This is a genomic window from Paracoccus tibetensis, assembly GCF_900102505.1.
Lineage (GTDB): Bacteria > Pseudomonadota > Alphaproteobacteria > Rhodobacterales > Rhodobacteraceae > Paracoccus > Paracoccus tibetensis.
The window spans coordinates 95,999-117,800 of sequence record NZ_FMVT01000004.1; the positions used below are offsets into that span (position 1 = coordinate 95,999).

Genomic DNA, 21,802 nt, shown 5'->3' on the forward strand with positions numbered 1-21,802 from the left:
CCGGCGACAGAGGGGGCGCGAGCGCCCCCTGCCGTCGACACCTGACCAGCCTCAGCCCATCTTGCGCAGATAGGTCCAGGTGGGCACCCGCGCCCCGCGGGCCACCGACCAGCTTTCGGCATCGCCCAGATAGACGAAGCCGCAATTCGTCAGCACCCGCGCCGAGCCCGGATTGTCTTGGAACGCCTCGGCGAACAGCGTGCGGGCGCCGTGCGGGTTGGCGGCGACCAGCGCGGCCACGGCCTCGGTCGCGAAGCCCGTGTTCCAGAAGCCGGCACCGATCCAGAAGCCAAGCTCGGACTGCTCGCCCTCCATCCGCGTCAGCGACACGACGCCCAGAAGCTCGGCCAGGCGGTTCTGGCTGCCGTCGATGGCCCAGACATCCTCGGTCCGCTTGGCAGAGAGCGCACGCGCGACGAAGGCCTCGGAGGCGCCCGGTGGCAGGGGATGGGGAATGGCCCGCGTGCCCTCGGCCACGCGGCGGTCGGCGGTGTAGTGGGCGATCAGCCCGGCATCGGACGGGCGCAGCGGGCGCAGCGTGAAGCGTTCGGTCTCGATCACCGGCTGATCCAGCACCGCGGCGCCAATCGCGTTCAGGTCGTCCAATCTCGTACCCTCCCTCAGGGGTGCGGACATCACCATGTTCCCTCCTCCGGAAACCGGCCATGAATACAACTACAGAAACGACCGAGGGGGACCGGCCTTTCGCCGATCCCCCCCTTAACATCGAAATGTTACGCTGAGGTTACTCGGCGGCCTCGAGGCTCGCGGGGATCACCGAAATGAAGGTGCGGCCCTTGAGACCCTTGCGGAACGTCACGTGACCATCGGTCAGGGCGAACAGCGTGTGGTCCTTGCCCATGCCGACGTTCTGGCCCGGCCACCAGGTGGTGCCGCGCTGACGCACGATGATGTTGCCCGCGATGGCGGCCTGGCCGCCGAACAGCTTGACGCCAAGACGGCGACCGGCGGAATCGCGACCGTTGCGGGAGGAACCGCCTGCTTTCTTGTGTGCCATGGGTAACTCTCCTTAGGCTTGAGCCGGCTCGGCCTTGGCGCGGGCGCCGAGGGCGGGTTTCACGCCGGTCTTGTCGGCGCCGTTGTCCAGCACGTCGGTGACGCGCAGCAGCGTCAGCTGCTGGCGATGGCCGCGGGTGCGCTGCGAGCTGTGCTTGCGGCGGCGCTTGACATAGGTGACGACCTTGTCGGCCTTGATCTGGTCGATGACCTCGGCCTGCACGCAGGCACCGCTGACCAGCGGCGCGCCCAGGGTCGATCCGACCATCAGAATCTCGTTGAACTGGACCTTCTCGCCAGCCGCGGCATTCAGCTTCTCGACGCGCAGGACATCGCCTGCCTGCACCTTGTACTGCTTGCCGCCAGTCTTCAGAACCGCGAACATCGCTTTCTTCCTTCGTGCTCCGCGTCCTGCGGCCCCGGCCTTGGCCGGTGTTCTAGGGGCAAGCCCCGCCTTCGGACAGCGCACCCTTGTGGGTGTCATTGAAAAACAGATCACCGGCCAAGGGCGGATGCCCGGCCGGTTGAGGCGGATATGGCGGAAGGGGCGGACCAAGTCAAGCGAGGGCGTCGCGGGAATCGGTGCAACTTTCCCCCCTCGCCGCGGCTTTGTGGTGAAGTCACAACGAAAGCTGCATCACATGCAACGCTTCACCTGCCCGACCTGCGGGACCCGCGCCTATTTCCACAACATGACCTGCACCTGCGGAGACCCGCTCCACTACGATCCCGACCGGCGGGACATCGTGACCGAGGCCATCTCCTGCGCCAACCGCGACGCGATCGAGTGCAACTGGACGGCCGCGCAGGAGGGCACGCTGTGCCGGGCCTGCGCGCTTTCCCATGTGGTGCCCGACCTGACAGTGGGCGAGAACGCGCGGCTTCTGGCGAGCGCCGAGCGGGCGAAGCGGTGGGTTCTGGCGAACCTCGGCAACTGGGGCTGGTTCACCTCGGACGATCCGGGCCGGCGGCCGCATTTCCTGATGCTGTCCGAGAATACCGGCGGGCGCAGCCAGCAGATCACCATGGGCCACGAGGATGGCGAGATCACCATCAACGTGACCGAGGCGGACGCGCTCATCCGCCTCAAGCGCCAGCTGGAGCTAGGCGAGCAGTACCGCTCGATGGTCGGGCATTTCCGGCACGAGATCGCGCATTTCCTGTTCGACCGGCTGGCCGTCTCGCCCGACTTCCTGACCGGGTTCCGCGCCCTGTTCGGCGACGAGCGGGCGGATTACGGCGAGGCGCTGCAGCGCCATTACGAGAGCCCGCGCGATCCGGGCGAGGACTACATCACCAGCTACGCCACCTCGCATCCGCACGAGGACTGGGCCGAGACGGTGGCGCATCTGCTGCACCTGACGGACGTCGCCGACAGCTTCTGCAGCACGCATCTGGCCATGCCCGGCGTTCCGGACGACTACCATCCCTATGCCGAGGACGATGCCGAGCGGCTGCTGAACAGCGCGGCCGAAATCGCCATCGCGGTCAACGACATCAACCGGGCGCTGGACAACAGCGACCTCTACCCCTTCGTGCTGACGCTGCCCGTGCGAGAGAAGATCGCCTTCGCGCATGGCTGGCTGAAGAACCACCTCAGCCGCGGAGCCTAGCCCGCGGCCTTCTCCTCCAGCGCCAGCCATTCCTCCTCGGCCTCGGCCAAGGCCACCTGCCGCTCGGAGAGGGCAAGGCTCGCCTTCTCGAACTTCGCCGGCGCGCTGTGGAAGAGGTCCGGGTCGGACAGGAACGCCTCGAGCTTCGCGATCTCGGTCTCCAGCCGCTCGAGAACGCCCGGCAGCTCGTCGAGCCGGTGCTTCTCGGTGAAGCTGAGGCCGGCCTTGGCGGTCTTCGGCTTCTCCTCGGCCGGCGGGGCGCCGCGCGGGGTGGCGGCGGCAGGCTCGGGCGCGGGCGCGGCGCGCTGCGCCTGATAGTCGCTCCAGCCGCCGGCATAGACGGTGGCGCGGCCGTCGCCTTCCATCGCGACGGTGGTGTCGGCGACGCGGTCGATGAAGTCCCGGTCGTGGCTGACCAGCAGCACCGTGCCGTCGTAATCGCCTAGAAGGTCCTGCAACAGGTCCAGCGTCTCGACGTCCAGATCGTTCGTCGGCTCGTCCATGACCAGCAGGTTCGACGGCTTGGCCATCAGCCGCGCCAGCAGCAGCCGCGCCTTCTCGCCGCCCGACAGGCTGCGGACCGGCGCGCGGGCCTGCGCGTCGTCGAAGAGGAAGTCCTTGAGATAGGCCACGACGTGCTTCGGCACGCCACGCACCATCACCTGATCGGCCCGGCCCGAGACGCGCATTTCGGGATCGCCTGTCAGCGATTCCCACAGCGTCTGGTCGGGGTTCAGCGCGGCCCGCGCCTGGTCGAAGACCGCGATCTCGAGGTTCGTGCCAAGCGTCACGCTGCCCTCGTCCGGCGCGATCTCGCCCGTCAGCATCTTGATGAGGGTCGTCTTGCCGGCGCCGTTAGGCCCGACAAAGGCGATGCGGTCGCCGCGCTGGATGCGCAGGTCGAACGGCCGCAGGATGGTTCGCTCGCCAAAGGTCTTGGCGATGCCGCGCGCCTCGATCACCTTCTTGCCCGATTGCGGCCCGGCATCCAGCGCCATCGCGGCGGTGCCCTGCCGGCGGATCTGGGCGCTGCGCTCGGCCCGCAGCGCGGCCAGCGCCCGGACGCGGCCCTGGTTGCGCTTGCGGCGCGCGCTGATGCCCTCGACGGCCCAACGGGCCTCGGCCTTGATCTTGCGGTCCAGCTTGTGGCGGGCGTCGTCCTCGGCAGACCAGATCGCCTCGCGCCATTCCTCGAAGCCCTCGAAGCCCTTCTCCTGCCGGCGCACCTCGCTGCGGTCGATCCACAGGGTCGCCCGCGTCAGGCGGCGCAGGAAGGCGCGGTCATGGCTGATGAGGACGAAGGCCGCGCGGGTCTGCGACAGATGCTCCTCGAGCCAGCCGATCGCCTCGATGTCGAGATGGTTCGTCGGCTCGTCCAGCAGCATCAGCTCGGGCGCCTGCGCCAGAAGCCGGGCCAGCGCGGCCCGGCGCCGCTCGCCGCCCGAGGCGGTGGCGACGGGACGCGCGGGATCGAATTTCAGCCCCTCGGCCGCCATCTCGACGCGGTAGCCCTCGCCCTCGTCCAGCCCGTCGCGGGCGAAATCGCCGAGCGTCTCGAAGCCCGAAAGATCCGGGTCCTGCTCCATGTAGCCGGTGGTCACGCCCGAGGAGAGGACGACCTCGCCCCGGTCCGGCTCGACCAGCCCGGCCATGACCTTCATCAGCGTCGACTTGCCCGAGCCGTTGCGCCCGACCAGTGCCACCCGGTCGCCCGGCTGGACGGTCAGCGAGAGGCCGTCGAATACAGGGTTCCCGCCATAGGTCAGCGAGATGTCGGACAGTTGCAGAAGGGGTGTGCGCGCCATGGCTTGCGACCTAGCCGGGGGCCCGTCCGGGTTCAAGGGGCGCTGGCGAAGAACGCGGGGAAGAAGTTGTTTGACGTTTTCTCTCGGGAATGCCAGAAACCTGACAAATCAACTTGGAGAACGACATGCGTCCCCTGCTTCTCGCGTCGCTGATGACGGCCACCGCCCTGCCCGCCCTGGCCCAGGAGGTGAACGTCTACTCGCACCGCCAGCCCGAGCTGATCCAGCCGCTCTTCGACGCCTTCACGGCCGAGACCGGGATCACGGTGAACTCGTCCTTCGTCGACAAGGGCATGGTCGAGCGGCTGCAGGCCGAGGGCGCGCGCTCGCCGGCGGACCTGATCCTGACGGTGGACGTGGCGCGCCTCGGCGAGGTCAAGGATGCCGGCGTCACCCAGCCCATCGAGGACGAGGCGCTGGCGGCCGTGCCCGCCGCCCTGCATGACGACGAGAACCAGTGGTTCGCCCTGACGACCCGCGCGCGCATCGTCTACGCCTCCAAAGAGCGCGTGGCCGAGGGAGAGGTGACGACCTACGAGGATCTGGCCGATCCCAAATGGCGCGGCCGCATCTGCACCCGCGTCTTCACCCATGACTACAACGTCGCCCTGACCGCCGCCCACCTGGCCCATCACGGCGAGGAGGCGACGCGGACCTGGCTGGAGGGCATCAAGGCGAACCTCACCCGCAAGCCCGAGGGCGGCGACCGCGACCAGGTCAAGGCGATCTGGGCCGGCGAATGCGACATCGCGCTCGGCAACACCTACTACATGGGCCAGATGCTGTCGGATGACGAGCAGAAGGCCTGGGCCGACTCGGTCCGCATCGAGTTCCCGACCTTCCAGGATGGCGGCACGCATGTGAACGTCTCGGGCGTCGCGATGACCTCGGCCGCGCCCAACCGCGAGAACGCGCTGAAGCTGGTCGAATTCCTTGTCAGCGACGAGGCGCAGCGCATCTATGCCGAGACCAACCACGAGTTCCCCGTCAAGGAGGGCGTCGCGCGCTCCGAGCTGGTCGCCAGCTGGGGCGAGTTCACCGCGGACGACCTGGCCCTGTCCGAGATCTCGGACCTGCGCCCGCAGGCGCTGGACCTGATCGAGCAGGTCAACTTCGACGGCTGACCTTCCGCCGCGCCCTGCCGCCGAGGCGGCAGGCCGCGCGGGATGTCCGCACAGAAACCAAAGGCGCAGGCAGGGCTTGCGCCTTTTTGCATCGTGGATCATGCATGCCGTGCAAGTTGATGGAGAGGCAGATGCCGCAGAAGATCATCATCGACACCGATCCCGGTCAGGACGACGCGGTGGCCATCCTTCTGGCGCTCGCCTCGCCCGAGCTGGAGGTGCTGGGCGTCGTGGCCGTCGCCGGCAACGTGCCGCTGCCGCTGACCGAGGTGAACGCGCGCAAGGTCGTGGAGCTGTCGGGCCGCACGGACGTGCCGGTCTTCGCCGGCTGCGCCACGCCCTTGGCCCGCCCGCTGGTCACGGCCGAGCATGTCCACGGCAAGACCGGGCTCGACGGGATCGAGCTGCCCGCGCCGACGCTGCCGCTTCAGGCGCAGGACGGCGTCGACTTCATCGTCGAGACGCTGCGCCGCGAGGAGACCGGCAGCGTGACGCTGGTGCCCATCGGCCCGCTCACCAACATCGCCGAGGCCTTCCGCCGCGCGCCCGACATCATCACCCGCGTGCAGCAGATCGTCCTGATGGGCGGCGCCTATTTCGAGGTTGGCAACATCACCCCGGCGGCCGAATTCAACATCTACGTCGATCCCGAGGCCGCGGCCGAGGTCTTCGCGGCGGGCGTGCCGCTGGTCGTGCTGCCGCTGGACGCCACGCACGAGGCCATCACCTCGCGCGACTGGGTCGAGGGGATGCGCGCCCTGCCCGGCCGCTGCGGGCCCGCCATCGCCAGCTGGACCGACTTCTTCGAGCGCTACGACAAGGAAAAGTACGGCAGCCAGGGCGCGCCGCTGCACGATCCCTGCACCATCGCCTGGCTGCTGCGCCCCGACCTCTTCGAGGGGCGCGAGATCAATGTCGAGATCGAGACCGAGGGGCGCTGGACGATGGGCATGACGGTCGCGGACTGGTGGCGCGTCAGCGGGCGCGCGGCCAACGCCCTCTTCATCCGGCACCTCGACCGCGACGGGCTCTTCGCGCTGCTGTCCGAACGCCTCGCGCGGCTGCCCTAGTCGGCAGTTCCGTCGGCCGCGCCCGCAGGTTCGAGATGGGGCGAGCGGATGTCGGGCATCGGCACCGTCCCCTCGCCGTCGCCGATGGTCGCGTCCAGCGTCCCGATGAGGCTGCGGGTGATGTCGATGCCTTCCAGGGACACGAACACCGTGCGGCGGTCGAGGACGGCGGCCGCGCCGCGCTGCTCCATCACGTCGCCCATGACCGGCAGCGCCGCGCGGAAGAAGGCGTTGCGATCCGCGTCCGCCCAGGTGTTCAGCGCCTGGACCGCCTGAGCCCGCTCGCGGCGGATCTCGGTGGCGCGCAGATCGAACGCCTCGGCCAGCCGCCGGAACTCGGCCGGCGCCAGGGTCGCGCGCTGGTTGGTCAGCCCCGCCTCCTCGCCCGACAGCAGCTCGGTCAGGCGCTCGTTCTCGGCGGCGATCTGCTCGCCCGCCGCCTCCAGCCGCTCCTGCGCGCGCAGGCCCCAGGCCGATTGCAGGTAGAGCGCGTCCTGATCGACGGTCAGCACCGGCGAGACCGGCGGCGGCCCGTCGGTCTCGGGCAGCGGGATGGTGCGGCTCGGCAGTGGCGGGGCGACCACCGCCGGCGGCTGCAACTCGGGCGGGCCGGCGATGTCCGGGGCCAGCGGGTCCTGCTGGGCGGCTGCCGGGGCAGCCAGCAGCAGCAGAACTGCCGCAAGAAGGCCCCGGCCCCGTACCATCAGAACCGCGTCTGGATCGTCAGGTCGAAGTTCTGCTCGAGGTCGTAGTCTTCCTTGCGGATGGGCCGCGAGAAGTTGAAGCGCAGCGGCCCGATCGGAGTCGTCCAGAAGATCGACGCGCCGACGGCCGCACGTACATACATGCTGTCGTCGATAGTGACATCCGCGCCCGAGACGGGATCCGTGTAGCTCGTGCGGTCCAGCCCCCAGAGCGAGCCGACATCGGCGAAAAGGCCGCCCTGGATGCCGTATTCCTCGGGCAGGCCGATGGGGAACTGCGCCTCGGCGCGTGCCGCCCAGAAGAACTTGCCGCCGAGCGCATCCTCGTTGTCGCTGTCCAGATCTCGCGGGCCGAAGCCGTTCGGCTCGAACCCGCGGACGCGGCCGCCGCTGCGAAAACGGTCGAGGATCCAGGGCGAGTAGTCGCCATAGGCGTTGATCGCGCCGGCCTCGAACTCGCCGCGCAGGGTGACCTCGTCGCGCCAGGCATTGCTCTCGACGCCAGCGAGGACGGTCGTGGTCACGCTCTTGGTGTCGCCGCCAAGGCCGGCGATGTCCTGCGAGAAGCGCAGCCGATAGGCGGTCTGCGGGTCAAGCCCGGTGCGGCGCGAGTCCCAGTTGTAGCTGTAGCCGAAGGCCGAGGTGACGCGGGTGCCCTCCTCCTCGCGAAGGATGAGCGAACTTTCCTCGTTCACGTTGCTCAGCACCTCTTCCGAGATGCGGTAGCGCAGCTCCAGCCGGCCGTTCTGCGAGACCGGGAACTCCAGCGACGGCCGGAAGCCGAGCGAGCGCGTATCGTAATCCGCGTTCAGCCCCTCTGTCTCGTTGTAGTTCAGCCCGAAGCCGAGACGCAGGTTCCGCCCGAGGAAGAACGGCTCGGCGAAGTTGATCGCCGCTGTGCGATCGCCGCTGGCCGTCGAGATGTTCACGCCAAGCGACTGGCCGCGGCCAAGGAAGTTCTGTTCGGAGAGGCCCACGTTCAGGCCGACGCCCGAGTTGACGCCATAGGAGGCGCCAAGCGTCAGCGAGCCGGTCGGCTGCTCTTCAACGTTCACGCCGACGATGACCTGGTCCGGGCCGCTGCCCTGCCGCGTCTCCACCTGCGCGTCGGCGAAGTAGCCAAGCGCGCGGATGCGCTCGGCCGAGTTGCGGATCTCGCGCGGGTTGAAGGGATCGCCTTCGACCGTGCCGAACTGGCGGCGGATGACCTCGTCCAGGGTGGTGGTGTTGCCCTCGATGTCGATGCGCTCGACGAAGACCCGCTCGCCCCGCGTCAGCGCGAAGGTCAGGTCCAGCGTCTGGTTCGAAGGGTTGCGCGTGATGCGCGGCTCGATGTTGAGGAAGTTCAGCCCCTGCTGAAGCGCGATCGTCTCCATCCGGCGGATGGTATTGTCCACCGCATTCGGGTTGTAGACCTCGCCGCGCCGGACGCGGTTCTGCGCCGCGAAGGGCGCCGCATCGACGCCCGGCACTTCCGAGATGGTGTTGACCTGCCCGAAGCGGTAGCGCGGGCCTTCCTGAATGTTGAAGGTGATGAAGAAGGCGTCGCGTTCGCGCGCGATCTCGGGGGCCACGGCCTGCACGCGCATGTCGGCATAGCCGCGCGAGCGGTAGAACTCGGTCAGCAGGCGCTCGTCCAGCGGGATGCGCTCGGGCGCGAAGGTGTCGCGGCGGATGAAGGTGCGCAGAAGGCCGGCCTGCTTGGTCTGCAGCACGTTCCGCAGGCGGCGGTCCGAGAAGGCGCGGTTGCCGGTGAAGCTGACGCGCTCGATCTCGGTGACGTTGCCCTCGCGGATCTCGAAGACCAGGTCGACCCGGTTCTCGCTACGGCGGATGATGCGCGGATCGACGCGGGCGGCAAGCCGCCCCTCCGAGGCGTAGGTCTCGGCGATGGTCTGCGCGTCCTGGATCGCCTGGCTCGGCTGGTAGATGCGGCGCGGCTGGCTCTGGACGATCTCGGACAGGCGCGCGTCGCGCAGGCGCCGGTTCCCCTCGAAGGTGATCTGGTTGATCGTCGGGTATTCGCGCACCCGCACGACCAGCGTGCCGCCCTGCGGGATGATCTCGACCGTCTCGAAGAGGCCCGAGTTCTGCAGCCGCTGCAGCGCGTCGTTGATGTCGCCGGGGCTGGCGGGCTGGCCGGCCGGCAAGTTCATGAACGAGGTGATCGTGCCCGTCTCGACCCGGCTGTTCCCCTCGACCCTGATCCCGGTGACGGCCTGCGCCGCGGCGGTCATGGGCGCGAGCCCGGCAGGCGTGGCGATCGCCAGGGCCGTGACCAGCGCCACCGCGCTTCTGCCCAGTTTCCGTGTCATGACTGCCCCTTCCGATATGTCGCGCGTCCGCGTCTTTTTCTGTTTCTCTAGCGCCAGAAGGGCCGCCCTGTCAAAAGCCCCCTGCGCTTTAAGGGCAGAAAAGGTCGTTGGTGAGGCCGAAGACCATCAGCGACAGAACCGCCGCCAGCCCGATCGAGGTCAGGATGTTCAGCGCCCGGTCCGAGGGAGGCCGGCCCGTGATCGCCTCGTAGCTGTAGAACATCAGGTGTCCGCCATCGAGGACCGGGATCGGCAGCAGGTTCAGAAAACCGATGGCCGCCGACAGGACCGCGATCCACCACAGGAAGTTCGCGCCCCCTGCGCTGGCCGCCTGCCCCGTGCTTTCCGCGATGCTGATCGCCCCGCCGAGGTTGCAGGTGCCGATCTGCCCCGAGATCATCGCCCAGAGCCCGGTCAGCGAGGACCAGATGATGTTCCAGGTCTGCGCCGCGCCCATCCCGAGCGCCTCCAGCGGGCCTGCCCGGCGGGTCTGGGGCGTGAAGTAGCTCTCGCCGCCGGTGATGCCGATGAGCCAGCGCTGCTCGAAGCCGCCGCCCTGAGCGGGCAGGTCCGACAGACGCGGCGTCAGCGTCACCTGCCGCTCACCCGCGCCGGGGCGCCAGATCGTCAGGTCCAAGGGTGCGCCTTCGGCCGCCTCGACCGCGGCGCGCAGCTCGCCAAAGCGGGCGACGGGTGCCTCATCGATGGCAAGGATCACGTCGCCGGCCCGCAGCCCGGCCGAGGCCGCCGCGCTGCGCGGGGCGACGCCCGTGACGCGGGCGGGCATCGGGTCAGGGCCCTGCACCGTCAGGCGCTGGCCGCCCCGCTCGACCGTCCAGTCCTGCACCGGGGCGATGGGCAGCGTCTCGGCCGCGCGGCCCAGATCGCCCCAGCTTTCCACCGCTTGGCCGCCGACCGCCAGCACCCGGTCCCCCGGCTGGAGCTGGTTGGTCACGCCCGGCGGGGCGTCCGAGATGCTGCCGACCCGCACCTCGGGCTGGGCGACGCCCTGGACGATGGCGAAGCCGCCGAAGATCAGGATCGACAGGATGAAGTTGAAGACCGGACCCGCCAGCAGCGTCGCGAAGCGCGCCCAGAGCGGCGCGCCCTGCAGCGTCTGCCGCCGCAGCGCGGGATCGACTTGCCGTCCCGGTCCGGCGCTGGCCGCGTTCTCGTCGCCGAGGAACTTGACGTAGCCGCCAAGTGGAATGGCGGCCACCTGCCACTGCGTGCCGCGCCGGTCGAGGCGCGAGGCAAGGCGCGGGCCGAAACCGACGCTGAAAACCTCGGCCCGGATGCCGGACCAGCGGCCGACGATGTAATGGCCGTATTCGTGGACGGTGACGATGACCGCCAGCGCCAGGATGAAGGAGGCCAGCGTCCAGAGCGTGCTGCCCGTGCCAAGGAGAAGATCGGTCATGCGGCGGCCTTTCTGCGGGCGAGGGCGTCCCAGTCCATCACGGCGTCGAGGCTGTCCGGGTCGCGGCCGAAGCCGGGCTCGGCCGCAAGGGCGCTCAGAACGGCCTCGACGCGGGGCGCCATGTCGGTGAAGCGGATGCGGCTGGCGATGAAGTCGTCCAGCGCCTGCTCCTTTGCGGCGTTGAAGACCGCGCCGGCCGCCCCGCCCGCGGCCATCACCTCGCGCGCAAGGCGCAGGGCGGGCCAGCGCCGTTCGTCGGGGGCGCGGAAGGTCAGGCTGCCGATCGCCGCCAGGTCCAGCGCCGCGACCGGCAGCGGCGCGCGCACCGGCCAGTTCAGCGCATAGCCGATGGCGTGGCGCATGTCCGGCGCGCCCAGATGCGCGATCGTGCCGCCGTCATGGTGGGTCACCATCGCGTGGATGATGGATTCGGGATGGACCAGGACCTTAATCCTGTCTGAGGAGAGACTGAAAAACTCTTTGGCCTCGATGACTTCCATCGCCTTGTTGAACATCGAGGCACTGTCGATGGTGATCCGCTGCCCCATCGCCCAGTTGGGATGGGTCGAGGCCTCGGCGACCGTCGCCGCCGCCAGCCGCTCGAGCGGCCAGTCGCGGAAGGCGCCGCCCGAGGCGGTGATGGTGACATCCTTGACGCTGTCGAGATCATCCTGGCCAAGCGCCTGAAAGATGGCGGAATGCTCGCTGTCCACCGGCAGGATCGTCGCCCCGCCCGCCTGCCGCGCCCCGCGCAGCAGCGCCCCGGCGCAGACGAGCGACTCCTTGTTCGCCAGCGCCAGAACGCCCCCCTGCGCCATCGCGGCAAGGCCCGGCGCAAGGCCCGCCGCACCGACAATGGCCGAGAGCGTCCAGTCGGCGGGACGCGCCGCGGCCTCGGCCAGGGCGTTCGACCCGGCGGCCGCCTCGACCCCGCTGCCGGCCAGGGCTTGGCGCAGCTCGTCCAGCAGCTCGTCATGCGCGGTCACCGCCACCTCGGCCCGCAGCTCGCGCGCCATCTCGGCCAGGCGGGCGATGTTGCGGCCTCCGGTCAGCGCGGTGACGCGGTAGGCGGAAGCGCCTCCGGCCCGGCGGATCAGATCGACGCCGTTCGCGCCCACCGATCCGGTGGCGCCGAGGATCGAGATGCGTCTCATCAGTTCACCGCGGGAAGGCTGGTCACGAGGCCGATGAGCATGGTGGCCAGAACCGCGCCCGTCACTGCGTCAAATCGATCCATGAAGCCGCCATGGCCGGGGATGAGGTTCGAGCTGTCCTTGACCCCCGCCCGGCGCTTCAGCCAGCTTTCGGCGATGTCCCCCATCTGGCCCGCGAAGCAGACCAGCGGCGAGACCCAGATCAGCGCGACGCTGCCATGGCCGCTGGCCCAGATCGCAAGGCCCAGAAGCGCGCTGCCGATCCAGCCGGCCACCGTGCCCGACCAGGTCTTCTTGGGGCTGACGGCCGGCCAGAACTTGGGCCCGCCCAGCATCCGGCCGGCGAAGTAGCCAAGACTGTCCGAAATGATGACGATGCCCATCAGCCACAGCACGAAGGGCAGTCCGAAGGCCTCGCGAAAATCGACGAGGCCGTAGGCGACCAGCAGGATCGCGGCGCCGAAGAGGACATAGGTCAGGCGGTCCTTCCGGGCCGCGCCGGGCAGGCCCAGGATCAGCGGGGCCAGCAGCACCAGCCAGATCAGCGGATGGGCGCCCGTCAGCGCGACGGCCTGCGCAACGCCCGCGATCATCGCCAGCGCCACCGGGCGGCTGCGCCCGAAGATGGTGACATGGCGCGCGGGCCGCTTCCAGCCCGTCATCGCCGCCAGTTCCCAGAAGGTGATGGCCGAGATCACCGCCATGCCGAGCCGCAGCCACTCGCCCTGCGCCACGGCCAGAAGGACGCCGATCCCCAGCAGCACCAGCGTCGAGGCGACGCGCCGCGACAGGTCCGCCCACTTGCCCGCAGGCGCGGGCGCGGCCCTGCGCGGCGCCCCCGGCCTCATACGCCCCCGAAGCGACGCTGGCGCATCCCGAAGCGGTCGAGGACCGCGCCGAGATGCTCGGGCGTGAAGTCCGGCCAGAGCGTCGGCGTGAACTCGTATTCCGAATAGGCGGCCTGCCAGGGCAGGAAGTTCGAGACCCGCGTCTCGCCCGAGGTGCGGATCACGAGGTCCGGGTCGGGATGGCCGGCCGTGTCGAGGCAGGCCTCGAACTCGGCCTCGCAGGTGGTGGAGATCTCGCCCCGCGCCAGCTTGTCGGCCATGCGGCTGGCCGCGCGGGCCAGCTCGTCCCGGCCGCCGTAGTTGATCGCCACGGTCAGGTTCAGGCGCGTGTTCCCCGCCGTCCGCGCCTCGATCGAGGCCATAAGGTCCTGAAGCTTCCGGTCCAGGCGCTCGCGCCCGCCGATGAAGCGCATCCGCACCCCCTCGGCCGACATGCCCTCGGCCTCGCGCTCGATGTAGCGGCGGAAGATCTTCATCAGCCCGAGGACCTCCTCGGTCGAGCGCTTCCAGTTCTCGGTCGAGAAGGCGTAGATGGTCAGCCAGTCCACCCCCAGATCGGGGCAGGCGCGGACGATCTGCTTGACGCGCTCGGCGCCGCGGCGGTGGCCGACCAGCCTTGGCCAGCCCCGCTCACTCGCCCAACGGCCATTGCCGTCCATGATGATGGCGACGTGACGCGGCTTCTGCCCGCCCGCTGGTGCGGCCGCTGCCGCTGCGCTGAACGCGGATGCCATGATGGATCAGACCTGCATGATCTCGGCCTGCTTGGCCGTCAGCGCCTCGTCCACGGCACCGATCATCTTGTCGGTCAGGGCCTGGATCTCGGTTTCCCAAAATTTCTGGTCATCCTCGGGCATGCCGTTCGACTTGCCCTTCTTGACCTGGTCCATGCCGTCGCGGCGCACGTTGCGCACGGCCACGCGGGCATGTTCGGCATATTGCGCGGCGACCTTGGTCAGCTCGCGGCGGCGTTCCTCGTTCAGCTCGGGGATCGGCAGCATGATGATGGTGCCGTTGGTCTGCGGGTTGATGCCAAGGCCGCTTTCGCGGATCGCCTTCTCGACCTTGTTCACCATGCCCTTGTCCCAGACATTGATCGTGACCATCCGCGGCTCGGGGACGTTCACCGTGCCCAGCTGGTTGATCGGAGTCATCTGGCCATAGGCCTCGACCTGCACCGGCTCGACCATGCTGGCCGAGGCGCGCCCGGTCCGCAGGCTGGCGAACTCGGTCCGAAGCGCCTCCATCGCGCCCTTCATCCGCCGCTCCAGATCGTCGATGTCGATTTCGATGTCCTCTGCCATGCCAGTCCGCCTCGATTTCAATTTTTTCTGCTTGTAGCTGTATCGCCGGGGATTGGCAAAGCCTTTGCCCGGCGCGTATCGGCCCTCAGCCCGCCCGGCGGTCGCTCTCGTCCGCCGCAGTCCCGCCGCCCCCGGCGCCCTCGGCCAGCCGCTTCTCGATGGCGATCAGCCGCGCCAGGACCTCGTCCCGATAGGCCTCGGTCGCGACGTTCGATTCCTCGGAATGGGCCTCCTGCATCGAGTTCACGATGAGACCGACCACGAGGTTCATCACCGCGAAGGTGGTGACCAGGATGAAGGGGACGAAGAACAGCCAGGCCTGCGGGTAGACCTCCATCACCGGGCGGACGATGCCCATCGACCAGCTCTCCAGCGTCATGATCTGGAAGAGCGAATAGGCCGAGCCGCCGAGCGTGCCGAACCAGTCGGGAAAGCTCGCCGCGAAGAGCTTGGTCGCCATGACCGCGAAGATGTAGAAGATGATCCCCATCAAGAGGAAGACCGAGGCCATGCCCGGCAGCGCGGCCAGGAAGCCCTCGACCACCCGGCGCAGGCGCGGGGTGACCGAGACGATGCGCAGGAGCCGCAGGATCCGCAGCGCCCGCAGCACCGAGAGCCCCTGCGTCGCCGGCATCAGCGCGATGGCGACGATCACGAAGTCGAAGACGTTCCAGCCGTCCGCGAAGAAGCGCAGGCGGCGGGCGAAGAGCTTCATTCCGATCTCGATGACGAAGATCGTCAGGCACAGCCGGTCCAGCGCCAGGATCAGAGGCCCGGCCACCGCCATGACGGTGCGCGAGGTCTCCAGCCCCAGGATGAAGGCGTTGAAGAGGATGACGCCGGTGATGAATACCTGCGCCCTCCGGCTGTGGACCAGGCTGTCGATGCGCGCGCGCAGGGACATGGCTGGCGTCAGTTCTGCACGCGCGTGTAGGTGCCGCGCCCTTCGAGGATGCTGCGGAAGCCGCCCGGCGCGTCCAGCGAGAAGACGATGATCGGCAGGCGGTTGTCGCGGGCCAGCGCGATCGCCGAGGCGTCCATGACACCGAGGTGCTTCTGCAGCACCTCGTCGTAGCTGACATCGCCGTAGCGTTTCGCGTCCGGGTGCTTGATTGGGTCCTTGTCGTAGACGCCGTCCACCTTCGTCCCCTTGAAGATCGCCTCGCAGTTCATCTCCGAGGCGCGCAGTGTCGCCGCCGTGTCGGTGGTGAAGTAGGGATTGCCCGTGCCGGCCGCGAAGATGACGATGCGCTTTTTTTCCAGATGCCGGATCGCGCGGCGGCGGATATAGGGCTCGCAGACCTCGTCCATGCGGATGGCGCTGATGACGCGGCAGTGCAGGCCCTTGGCTTCCAGCGCGGACTGCATCGCCAGCGCGTTCATCACGGTCGCCAGCATCCCCATGTAGTCGGCCGTCGTCCGCTCCATTCCCTGCGCGCTGCCCTGCAGGCCGCGGAAGATGTTGCCGCCGCCGATGACCATGCAGACCTCGACGCCCATCTGCTGAACCGATTCGACCTCGTCCGCGATGCGGCTGACGGTGGGCGGGTGCAGCCCGTAGCCCTGGTCGCCCATGAGCGCCTCGCCCGAGATCTTCAGCATCACGCGGCCATAATGGCGGGAGGGCTCGGTTGTCATGGATCAGGCTCCTGGGATGTGAGGCATCGCTTTCATCGCCGCGTTAGATGTCGCAAAAGGCCGCCAGTATCAACCGCCGGATCGCCGGCCGAAGCGCCTCGTGAGAATGCTAGAGCTTAGCCAGATCGACCCGGACCGCCACCTGCTGATCGCGGGACCGACCGCCAGCGGGAAGTCGGCGCTGGCGCTGGCCGTCGCGCGGGCGCAGGGCGGCACGATCGTGAACGCGGATGCGCTTCAGGTCTGGTCCTGCTGGCGCGTCCTGACCGCCCGCCCCTCGGCGGCCGAGGAGGCGCTCGCGCCCCATGCGCTGTATGGACATGTGGCGCCGGACCAGGGCTATTCGGTCGGCGCGTGGCTGCGCGAGGTGGCCGGGCTGATGGGGCGCGGGCGGCTGATCGTCGTCGGCGGCACGGGGCTCTACCTGACGGCGCTGACCCGCGGCCTGGCCGAGATCCCGCCGGTCCTCGACGAGATCCGCGCCGAGGGCGACGCGCTCCTGCGCAGCGACCGGGGCCTTGCGCGCATGATCGCGGGCCTCGACGCGGCGACGGCGGCGGGGATCGACCTGCGCAACCCAGCCCGCGTGCAGCGGGCATGGGAGGTGCTGCGGGCCACTGGGCGCGGGCTGCGGGACTGGCAGGCCGAGATGCCGCCGCCCCTGATGCCGGAGGCGCACAGCCAGCGGCTGGTTCTTCAGGCCGACCCCGCCTGGCTCGCCCGCCGCATCGCCCGCCGCTTCGAGACGATGCTGCAGGGTGGCGCGCTGGAGGAGGTGCGGGCGATGCTGCCTCTCTGGGACCCTGCGCGCCAATGGGCGCGGGCGATCGGGGCGCCCGAGCTGGTCGCGCATCTGGACGGGCGGATGGACCTCGCGGCCGCCTGCGAGGCGGCGACGATCTCCACCCGGCAATACGCCAAGGCCCAGAGGATCTGGTTCCGCGGCCGGATGCGCGATTGGGAAACGTGGCCGGCCGGAGACAGTCCGCACGCACCCGCCTGATTCGTGCGGGAACTTGCAACGATTCATTGTGTTTTAACCAGAGTGGGCGATTATCCGCCTATGGTGGTTGTAATGATGGACCGGGGCGCCTCGCCATGTCGATGTTTGGACGGACGGATTGGACCAAGGGCTTTCCCTTCTCGCCTTCGCGGCTGCGCGAGGTCGGGCGGGGCGTCGCCGCGCCTGGCCGCGCCCGGATCACCCGTGCCGACATCCTCGACGACGGCGCCCCGCTCGCGCTGCCTCCCCGTCCTGCGGTAACCGAGGATGCGCCCGCCCGCGCGGCCCAGGCCCTGCCGGAGGCGCTGCGGCTGCGGGGCACGCCGCCCTCGCGCCGTTTCGCTCCGCGCCGGGCCAGCCTGCGGCTTCTGCCGCTCGGTTCGTTCTGCTGGGGCAGCCGCAGCACCCCGCCGCAGCCGCGCACCCGCCCCGACCATGTGCTGGTCTGGGTGACCGCCGGCCGGCTTCGGCTGGACCTGCCGCGGCAGGCGATCCTCATGTCGGCGGGCGACATCCGCTACATCCCGGCCGGCACCGCCTTCGCCGCGCTGCCCCAAGCCGGGACCGAGGGCCACGCCCTACTCCTCTCGCCCGAGATGACCGCGGGGCTGGAGCCGCCGCTGCCCGCCAGCCAGTTCGCGGGCGCCGCCGGGGCGCAGTCCGAGGCGCTGGCCCTGAACCTCTCCGAACTGGCGGAGGAGGCCGCGCGCGCCACCGATCCCAAGGCCCTGCTCTGCCTTCTGAACATGCTCTCGCTGCGCCTCGGCCGGCTCGCGCCAGAGCGTGCGGCCGAGGACGATCCGGCGCTGCCGCCCGATCTGCCCCTGGTCGACCGGTTCCTCGGCCTTGCCGTGCAGGACCTGTCGACCTGCCGGACGCTAGCCGACCTCGCGCAGGATCTCGGCACGACGCTGACCGCCCTTGACCGCGCCTGCCGCAGCGCACGTGGGCGGCGGGCGGTGGATCTGGTCAACGAGCTGCGGCTCGAGCGGGCGGCCGAGATGCTGCGCCACAGCGACGCGCCGAGCGCGCGCATCGCGCAGGAGCTGGGCTACAGCAGCCAGGCGCATTTCGCCCGCGCCTTCGTCGCGGCCACGGGCCGCACGCCCGACGTCTTCCGCGCGCAGCGCGGCTGAGCGCGTCAGGGCCAGCGGGCCAGCGGCGGCAGGCTCATCAGCACCGCGTCGGCATTGTGGCCCGTCTCGAGCCCGAACTTCGTGCCGCGGTCATAGACGAGGTTGTATTCGGCATAGAGCCCGCGATGGACCAGCTGCCGGTCGCGGTCCCCCGCGTCAAAGGGCGTCGCCATCCGCTGCTCCGCCAGCGGCAGGAAGGCCGGCAGGAACGCCTCGCCCACCGCGCGGGTAAAGGCGAAGTCCGCGGCCCAACTGCCGGTGTTGAGGTCGTCGTAGAAGATGCCGCCGACGCCGCGGGCCCGCCCCCGATGCGGGATGAAGAAATACTCGTCCGCCCAGGCCTTGAAACGGTCGTAGTAGTCGGCTCCGTGCGCCGTGCAGGCATCGCGCAGCGTTCCGTGGAAATGGGCGGTGTCCTCGGCATATTCGATGCAGGGGTTCAGGTCGGCGCCGCCGCCGAACCACCAGGCGCCCGGCGTCCAGAACATGCGGGTGTTCATGTGGACGGCCGGTGCGTGGGGGTTCTGCATATGCGCGACGAGGCTGATCCCCGAGGCCCAGAAGCGCGGGTCCTCGGCCATGCCCGGCACGCCGCGCGCGGCCATCGCCGCCTGCGCGCGCGGGGCGAGGGTGCCGTGTACCTCGGACCAGTTCACGCCGACCTTCTCGAAGACCCGCCCGCCGCGCATCACCGACATGAGGCCGCCGCCGCCATCCTCGGCGCGCGTGGTCGGCGTCACCTCGAAGCGGCCGGGCGCCGTCGTGCCGGGCCCGCGATCCTCCAGCGCCTCGAAGGCGGCGACGATGCGGTCGCGCAGCGCGTGAAACCAGTCCGCAGCCTGGCGCCGTTCCATGTCCATCGCAGCACCTTTCGTGATTTGCCAAGGCTCGCGGCCGGGCCTAGCATTCGTGGCATCGATGTAAAGAGACCCGTCATGCCCCGCAACACCGCCCTGGCCCTGATCGCGGCCCTTCCGCTTGCCCTCGCCGCCTGCGGCACCCCGCAGGAGCAGTGCATCAGCCGCAACACCAGCGAATACCGCACGGTCAGCCGGCTCCTGGCCGAGGTCGAGGGCAACCTCGCGCGCGGCTACGAGTGGCGCGAGCGGCAGGTGCTGCGCTCGCGCTTCGCGCAGTGCCAGTATGTCAGCCGCGACCGCGACGGCAACCAGGTGATCGGCACCTATGGCTGCTGGCGAGACTACACCGACAGCGAGCGCTACCGCGTGCCGATCGATCCGGCGGCCGAGACGCGCAAGCGCGACAACCTCGTGGCCCGGCGCGCCGCGCTGGCCCCCGGCGCGCAGCAGGCGGTCGAGGCCTGCCGCGCCGCCTATCCCGAGGCCAGCTAGAGGATCTGCGCCGTCACCGGGTCGGCGAGGCTGCGCCCGCCATCGACCGTGACGATCTGCCCGGTCACGAAGCGCGCGCCCTCGCTGACCAGATACTGCACCGTCTCGGCCAGCTCGTCCGCCGCCGCGATGCGGCCAAGCGGCGTGCCGGCGATGATCTGCCCGCGCTTTTCGGGGGTCTCCTTCAGGGCGCATTGCAGCTCGTGCGACATGACGCTGCTGAAGCTGACGCCGTTGACGCGGATGCGGTGCGGCGCCAGCGCCAGCGCCAGCCCCCGAGTCGCCTGCTCTTGCGCAGCGCAGGCGATCGAGTAGCCCAGCATCGACGGCACCGGCCGCCGCGCCGCCAGGGTCGAGACGTTGACGATGGCGCCGGCCTGCACCTGCTCGCCGTCGTCCTCGGCCTGCCGGATCATCCGCTTGGCGACGATCTGCGACAGGCGCAGCCCGGCCAGCATGTTCTGGCGCAGCATCTCCTCGACGGCGTCGATATCGGTGTCCAGCGGGTCCGAGCTGCGCACGAAGCGATGCGCGTTCACCAGGATGTCCACCCGGTCGAAGGCGTCCAGCGTGGCCGAGAGCAGGTTCGCCATGGCCAGCTTCTCGGACATGTTGCCGATGAAGCGCCGCGCGTCGGGCACGTCCTGGTAGTCCGAGATGACCGAGTTCAAGGCGGCCTCGTCCCCGTCGGCCAGCATCACCCGCGCGCCCCGCTCGACGAAGTGGCGCGCGATGGCGAGGCCCACGCCGCGGGCGGCTCCGGTCACGATGGCCGTCCGGCCCTGGATCGACAGTGTCATCTGGATCTCCTGCGCCGCGCGGGTGCGGCCTGAGGCTGGCCGCCGGCGCGGCGGGCGCCCGTCGCCTCGATGATCTTGAAGCTGTTGTCGCCGCCGATCTCGGTGACCTGCGCGAAATGCTGCGCCAGCGCCGCCTCGTAGGGCAGATGCCGGTTCGCCACCATCCACAGCCGCCCCGCCCCCGTCAGCAGCCGCGCCGCCGTCGCGATGAAGGCCTGTCCGAGCCGCGGGTCGGCCTGCCGCCCCTCGTGGAAGGGCGGGTTCATCACCACGCCGTTGACCGGCTCGGGCAGGCGGAAGTCGCGGGCGTCGGCCCAGTGGAAGCGCGCGCGGCGGTCGGTCACGTTGCGCCGCGCCAGTTGCAGCGCGGCGTGGTCCGCCTCCACGAGGTCAAGCTGCTGCACGCCGGGGCGCGCCAGGACCTGCGCCGACAGCCAGCCCCAGCCTGCGCCCAGATCGACCATCCGCGTCGGCAGCTTGTCGGGCAGATGCGCCGCCAGGACGGCCGAGCCGGGATCGACGCCATCGGCCGAGAAGACCCCGGGAAGGGTCGCAAAACCCGCCGCGGCCTCGAGCGGCGTCTCGCGCCAGTCGGCCGGCAGCCAGTCGCCCGCCGGCAGGATAAGGCGGAAGATCTTGCCATGCGCCTTGCTGTGGACCTCGTCGACTGGACCGAGCTGGCGCAGCTCGCGCAGCAGCGCGTCGACCCCGTCGGTCTTCTGCCCGTCGATCCACAGCGCAGCCCCTGCCGGAAGCCGCGCCGCCGCATCCGCAACCGCCGCCCGCGCCGCGGCCTTGGACCGCGGCAGCCGGACGATCGCCAGATCGAACGCGCCCTCGACCTCGGGCGCGACGTCGTAGCCGCGGGCGGCGAGGGCCTGGTGGTCGGGGAAGTTGCCTTGGCGGATCAGGGTGAGTGTCGGGTCAAGCGGCGAAAGATCGTCGCTGCCGCCGGCGCCGATGACCAGCACCCGGCCTCCGGGATGGCCGTCCGGGAAGGCCAGGTGAAGTCGGGATTGCGTCAACTGCTACTCTTTTTCCATGGTGCATTGCAGCGGGTGCTGCTGACGGCGGGCCAATTCCATGACCTGCGCCACCTTCGTCTCGGCGACTTCGTGCGAGAAGACGCCGACCACCGCGACGCCCTTGCGATGGACGGTCAGCATGATCTCGATCGCCTGCGCATGGGTCATGTGGAACAGCCGCTCGAGGACATGGACCACGAACTCCATCGGCGTGAAGTCGTCGTTCAGCAGCAGCACCTTGTACATTGGCGGGCGTTGCGTGCGGCTGCGGGGCTTGACGGCCAGATCGGACTGGTCGTCAGGCGGCGTGCTGTCGGTCATCCAGTGCGTCATCGGGGTAAGGTCGTTCCTGAGGCCATCCGCGGGCGGAGCCGCGCCCCGGCACCGCCTGCATCCAGCGGAATATAGTCGAAACCTGCCCGGATGAAAGCCCCCCGCCCCCGCGCCGGTTCCCGCGCCGCCACCCAAGGCAGG

The 21,802-nt window shown here is 69.8% G+C and carries 23 protein-coding genes; 6 read left to right on the forward strand and 17 right to left on the reverse strand.

Annotated features, from left to right (window positions below; all coding sequences use genetic code 11):
- Positions 1-51: 51 nt before the first annotated feature.
- The 3 genes from BLP73_RS06715 to rplU all read right to left on the reverse strand — a co-directional run bounded on the left by BLP73_RS06715 (position 52) and on the right by rplU (position 1,402).
- Positions 52-606, reverse strand: a complete 555-nt coding sequence (locus tag BLP73_RS06715; protein WP_425415686.1) for a GNAT family N-acetyltransferase — start codon at positions 604-606, stop codon at positions 52-54.
- Positions 607-745: 139 nt separating this feature from the next.
- Positions 746-1,018: a 50S ribosomal protein L27 gene (gene rpmA / locus BLP73_RS06720; RefSeq protein WP_090741644.1), complete on the reverse strand. Its 273-nt coding sequence runs from the start codon at positions 1,016-1,018 to the stop codon at positions 746-748.
- 12 nt (positions 1,019-1,030) lie between these two features.
- Positions 1,031-1,402, reverse strand: coding sequence for a 50S ribosomal protein L21 (gene rplU, locus BLP73_RS06725; protein WP_090741646.1), 372 nt, complete (start codon positions 1,400-1,402; stop codon positions 1,031-1,033).
- A gap of 256 nt (positions 1,403-1,658) precedes the next feature.
- Here rplU and BLP73_RS06730 point away from each other — a divergent pair, with 256 nt between their 5' ends.
- Positions 1,659-2,630, forward strand: coding sequence for a zinc-binding metallopeptidase family protein (locus BLP73_RS06730; protein ID WP_090741648.1), 972 nt, complete (start codon positions 1,659-1,661; stop codon positions 2,628-2,630).
- On the opposite strand, the gene BLP73_RS06735 is transcribed toward BLP73_RS06730, so the two are convergent.
- A complete protein-coding gene (locus BLP73_RS06735; RefSeq protein WP_090741650.1) occupies positions 2,627-4,435 on the reverse strand; it encodes an ABC-F family ATP-binding cassette domain-containing protein in 1,809 nt (602 codons plus the stop codon). The two genes, BLP73_RS06730 and BLP73_RS06735, sit on opposite strands and share 4 nt — an antisense overlap.
- A 125-nt stretch (positions 4,436-4,560) precedes the next feature.
- Here BLP73_RS06735 and BLP73_RS06740 point away from each other — a divergent pair, with 125 nt between their 5' ends.
- Both BLP73_RS06740 and BLP73_RS06745 read left to right on the forward strand, forming a co-directional pair.
- Complete coding sequence (locus BLP73_RS06740; RefSeq protein WP_090742103.1) at positions 4,561-5,559, forward strand: Fe(3+) ABC transporter substrate-binding protein; 999 nt, start codon at positions 4,561-4,563, stop codon at positions 5,557-5,559.
- A 131-nt stretch (positions 5,560-5,690) separates the two neighbouring features.
- The gene (locus tag BLP73_RS06745; protein WP_090741652.1) at positions 5,691-6,629 is read left to right on the forward strand and encodes a nucleoside hydrolase; all 939 of its coding nucleotides are present in this window, start codon (positions 5,691-5,693) and stop codon (positions 6,627-6,629) included.
- Here BLP73_RS06745 and BLP73_RS06750 read toward each other — a convergent pair.
- The 9 genes from BLP73_RS06750 to pyrH form a co-directional block, all read right to left on the reverse strand.
- Positions 6,626-7,333 (reverse strand): OmpH/Skp family outer membrane protein, encoded by a 708-nt coding sequence (locus BLP73_RS06750; RefSeq protein ID WP_090741654.1) that lies wholly within the window; start codon positions 7,331-7,333, stop codon positions 6,626-6,628. The two genes, BLP73_RS06745 and BLP73_RS06750, sit on opposite strands and share 4 nt — an antisense overlap.
- Positions 7,333-9,648 carry an outer membrane protein assembly factor BamA gene (gene bamA, locus BLP73_RS06755; RefSeq protein ID WP_090741656.1) on the reverse strand — a complete coding sequence of 772 codons (2,316 nt, stop codon included), beginning with the start codon at positions 9,646-9,648 and terminating at the stop codon, positions 7,333-7,335. The genes BLP73_RS06750 and bamA overlap by 1 nt, the downstream gene beginning before the upstream one ends.
- An 88-nt stretch (positions 9,649-9,736) precedes the next feature.
- On the reverse strand, positions 9,737-11,068 hold the full coding sequence (rseP, locus tag BLP73_RS06760; RefSeq protein WP_090741658.1) for an RIP metalloprotease RseP: 1,332 nt from the start codon (positions 11,066-11,068) through the stop codon (positions 9,737-9,739).
- A complete protein-coding gene (gene dxr / locus BLP73_RS06765) occupies positions 11,065-12,222 on the reverse strand; it encodes a 1-deoxy-D-xylulose-5-phosphate reductoisomerase (protein WP_090741660.1) in 1,158 nt (385 codons plus the stop codon). The genes rseP and dxr overlap by 4 nt, the downstream gene beginning before the upstream one ends.
- A complete protein-coding gene (locus tag BLP73_RS06770) occupies positions 12,222-13,070 on the reverse strand; it encodes a phosphatidate cytidylyltransferase (protein ID WP_090741661.1) in 849 nt (282 codons plus the stop codon). Before BLP73_RS06770 ends, dxr begins: the two co-directional genes overlap by 1 nt.
- Positions 13,067-13,804 (reverse strand): polyprenyl diphosphate synthase, encoded by a 738-nt coding sequence (gene uppS, locus BLP73_RS06775; RefSeq protein ID WP_090741663.1) that lies wholly within the window; start codon positions 13,802-13,804, stop codon positions 13,067-13,069. Before uppS ends, BLP73_RS06770 begins: the two co-directional genes overlap by 4 nt.
- A gap of 6 nt (positions 13,805-13,810) precedes the next feature.
- A complete protein-coding gene (frr, locus tag BLP73_RS06780; RefSeq protein WP_090741665.1) occupies positions 13,811-14,374 on the reverse strand; it encodes a ribosome recycling factor in 564 nt (187 codons plus the stop codon).
- Between the two features lie 85 nt (positions 14,375-14,459).
- Positions 14,460-15,278, reverse strand: a complete 819-nt coding sequence (locus tag BLP73_RS06785) for an ion transporter (protein WP_090741667.1) — start codon at positions 15,276-15,278, stop codon at positions 14,460-14,462.
- Positions 15,279-15,286: 8 nt separating this feature from the next.
- On the reverse strand, positions 15,287-16,012 hold the full coding sequence (gene pyrH / locus BLP73_RS06790; protein WP_090741669.1) for a UMP kinase: 726 nt from the start codon (positions 16,010-16,012) through the stop codon (positions 15,287-15,289).
- A gap of 106 nt (positions 16,013-16,118) precedes the next feature.
- On the opposite strand from pyrH, the gene miaA reads away from it, so the two are divergent.
- Together miaA and BLP73_RS06800 are read left to right on the forward strand one after the other, a co-directional pair.
- Positions 16,119-17,015 carry a tRNA (adenosine(37)-N6)-dimethylallyltransferase MiaA gene (miaA, locus tag BLP73_RS06795; RefSeq protein WP_090741671.1) on the forward strand — a complete coding sequence of 299 codons (897 nt, stop codon included), beginning with the start codon at positions 16,119-16,121 and terminating at the stop codon, positions 17,013-17,015.
- A gap of 95 nt (positions 17,016-17,110) precedes the next feature.
- Complete coding sequence (locus BLP73_RS06800) at positions 17,111-18,151, forward strand: helix-turn-helix transcriptional regulator (RefSeq protein ID WP_090741673.1); 1,041 nt, start codon at positions 17,111-17,113, stop codon at positions 18,149-18,151.
- Positions 18,152-18,156: 5 nt separating this feature from the next.
- Here the strand turns inward: BLP73_RS06800 and hemF are convergent, their stop codons facing one another.
- The gene (hemF, locus tag BLP73_RS06805) at positions 18,157-19,011 is read right to left on the reverse strand and encodes an oxygen-dependent coproporphyrinogen oxidase (RefSeq protein ID WP_090741676.1); all 855 of its coding nucleotides are present in this window, start codon (positions 19,009-19,011) and stop codon (positions 18,157-18,159) included.
- 75 nt (positions 19,012-19,086) lie between these two features.
- Here hemF and BLP73_RS06810 point away from each other — a divergent pair, with 75 nt between their 5' ends.
- A complete protein-coding gene (locus BLP73_RS06810) occupies positions 19,087-19,503 on the forward strand; it encodes a hypothetical protein (RefSeq protein ID WP_090741678.1) in 417 nt (138 codons plus the stop codon).
- On the opposite strand, the gene BLP73_RS06815 is transcribed toward BLP73_RS06810, so the two are convergent.
- The 3 genes from BLP73_RS06815 to clpS are packed head-to-tail and all read right to left on the reverse strand — an operon-like array spanning position 19,500 to position 21,649.
- A complete protein-coding gene (locus BLP73_RS06815; RefSeq protein WP_090741680.1) occupies positions 19,500-20,303 on the reverse strand; it encodes an SDR family NAD(P)-dependent oxidoreductase in 804 nt (267 codons plus the stop codon). The genes BLP73_RS06810 and BLP73_RS06815 overlap by 4 nt on opposite strands.
- Positions 20,300-21,328: a class I SAM-dependent methyltransferase gene (locus BLP73_RS06820; RefSeq protein ID WP_245686577.1), complete on the reverse strand. Its 1,029-nt coding sequence runs from the start codon at positions 21,326-21,328 to the stop codon at positions 20,300-20,302. Before BLP73_RS06820 ends, BLP73_RS06815 begins: the two co-directional genes overlap by 4 nt.
- A 3-nt stretch (positions 21,329-21,331) precedes the next feature.
- Entirely contained in the window at positions 21,332-21,649 is a 318-nt protein-coding gene (gene clpS / locus BLP73_RS06825) for an ATP-dependent Clp protease adapter ClpS (RefSeq protein ID WP_090742109.1), read from the reverse strand.
- Positions 21,650-21,802 lie beyond the last annotated feature (153 nt).

What these genes read in the sequence shown, in the direction of transcription:
- BLP73_RS06750 (WP_090741654.1), bottom strand. Translation starts at nt 7,333, where the DNA reads ATGGTACGGGGCCGGGGCCTTCTTGCGGCAGTTCTGCTGCTGCTGGCT.
- hemF (WP_090741676.1), bottom strand. Translation starts at nt 19,011, where the DNA reads ATGGACATGGAACGGCGCCAGGCTGCGGACTGGTTTCACGCGCTGCGC.
- BLP73_RS06810 (WP_090741678.1), top strand. Translation starts at nt 19,087, where the DNA reads ATGCCCCGCAACACCGCCCTGGCCCTGATCGCGGCCCTTCCGCTTGCC.
- dxr (WP_090741660.1), bottom strand. Translation starts at nt 12,222, where the DNA reads ATGAGACGCATCTCGATCCTCGGCGCCACCGGATCGGTGGGCGCGAAC.
- rpmA (WP_090741644.1), bottom strand. Translation starts at nt 1,018, where the DNA reads ATGGCACACAAGAAAGCAGGCGGTTCCTCCCGCAACGGTCGCGATTCC.
- BLP73_RS06730 (WP_090741648.1), top strand. Translation starts at nt 1,659, where the DNA reads ATGCAACGCTTCACCTGCCCGACCTGCGGGACCCGCGCCTATTTCCAC.
- uppS (WP_090741663.1), bottom strand. Translation starts at nt 13,804, where the DNA reads ATGGCATCCGCGTTCAGCGCAGCGGCAGCGGCCGCACCAGCGGGCGGG.
- frr (WP_090741665.1), bottom strand. Translation starts at nt 14,374, where the DNA reads ATGGCAGAGGACATCGAAATCGACATCGACGATCTGGAGCGGCGGATG.
- pyrH (WP_090741669.1), bottom strand. Translation starts at nt 16,012, where the DNA reads ATGACAACCGAGCCCTCCCGCCATTATGGCCGCGTGATGCTGAAGATC.
- BLP73_RS06735 (WP_090741650.1), bottom strand. Translation starts at nt 4,435, where the DNA reads ATGGCGCGCACACCCCTTCTGCAACTGTCCGACATCTCGCTGACCTAT.
- miaA (WP_090741671.1), top strand. Translation starts at nt 16,119, where the DNA reads ATGCTAGAGCTTAGCCAGATCGACCCGGACCGCCACCTGCTGATCGCG.
- BLP73_RS06800 (WP_090741673.1), top strand. Translation starts at nt 17,111, where the DNA reads ATGTCGATGTTTGGACGGACGGATTGGACCAAGGGCTTTCCCTTCTCG.
- rplU (WP_090741646.1), bottom strand. Translation starts at nt 1,402, where the DNA reads ATGTTCGCGGTTCTGAAGACTGGCGGCAAGCAGTACAAGGTGCAGGCA.
- clpS (WP_090742109.1), bottom strand. Translation starts at nt 21,649, where the DNA reads ATGACCGACAGCACGCCGCCTGACGACCAGTCCGATCTGGCCGTCAAG.
- BLP73_RS06785 (WP_090741667.1), bottom strand. Translation starts at nt 15,278, where the DNA reads ATGTCCCTGCGCGCGCGCATCGACAGCCTGGTCCACAGCCGGAGGGCG.
- rseP (WP_090741658.1), bottom strand. Translation starts at nt 11,068, where the DNA reads ATGACCGATCTTCTCCTTGGCACGGGCAGCACGCTCTGGACGCTGGCC.
- bamA (WP_090741656.1), bottom strand. Translation starts at nt 9,648, where the DNA reads ATGACACGGAAACTGGGCAGAAGCGCGGTGGCGCTGGTCACGGCCCTG.
- BLP73_RS06770 (WP_090741661.1), bottom strand. Translation starts at nt 13,070, where the DNA reads ATGAGGCCGGGGGCGCCGCGCAGGGCCGCGCCCGCGCCTGCGGGCAAG.
- BLP73_RS06740 (WP_090742103.1), top strand. Translation starts at nt 4,561, where the DNA reads ATGCGTCCCCTGCTTCTCGCGTCGCTGATGACGGCCACCGCCCTGCCC.
- BLP73_RS06745 (WP_090741652.1), top strand. Translation starts at nt 5,691, where the DNA reads ATGCCGCAGAAGATCATCATCGACACCGATCCCGGTCAGGACGACGCG.
- BLP73_RS06815 (WP_090741680.1), bottom strand. Translation starts at nt 20,303, where the DNA reads ATGACACTGTCGATCCAGGGCCGGACGGCCATCGTGACCGGAGCCGCC.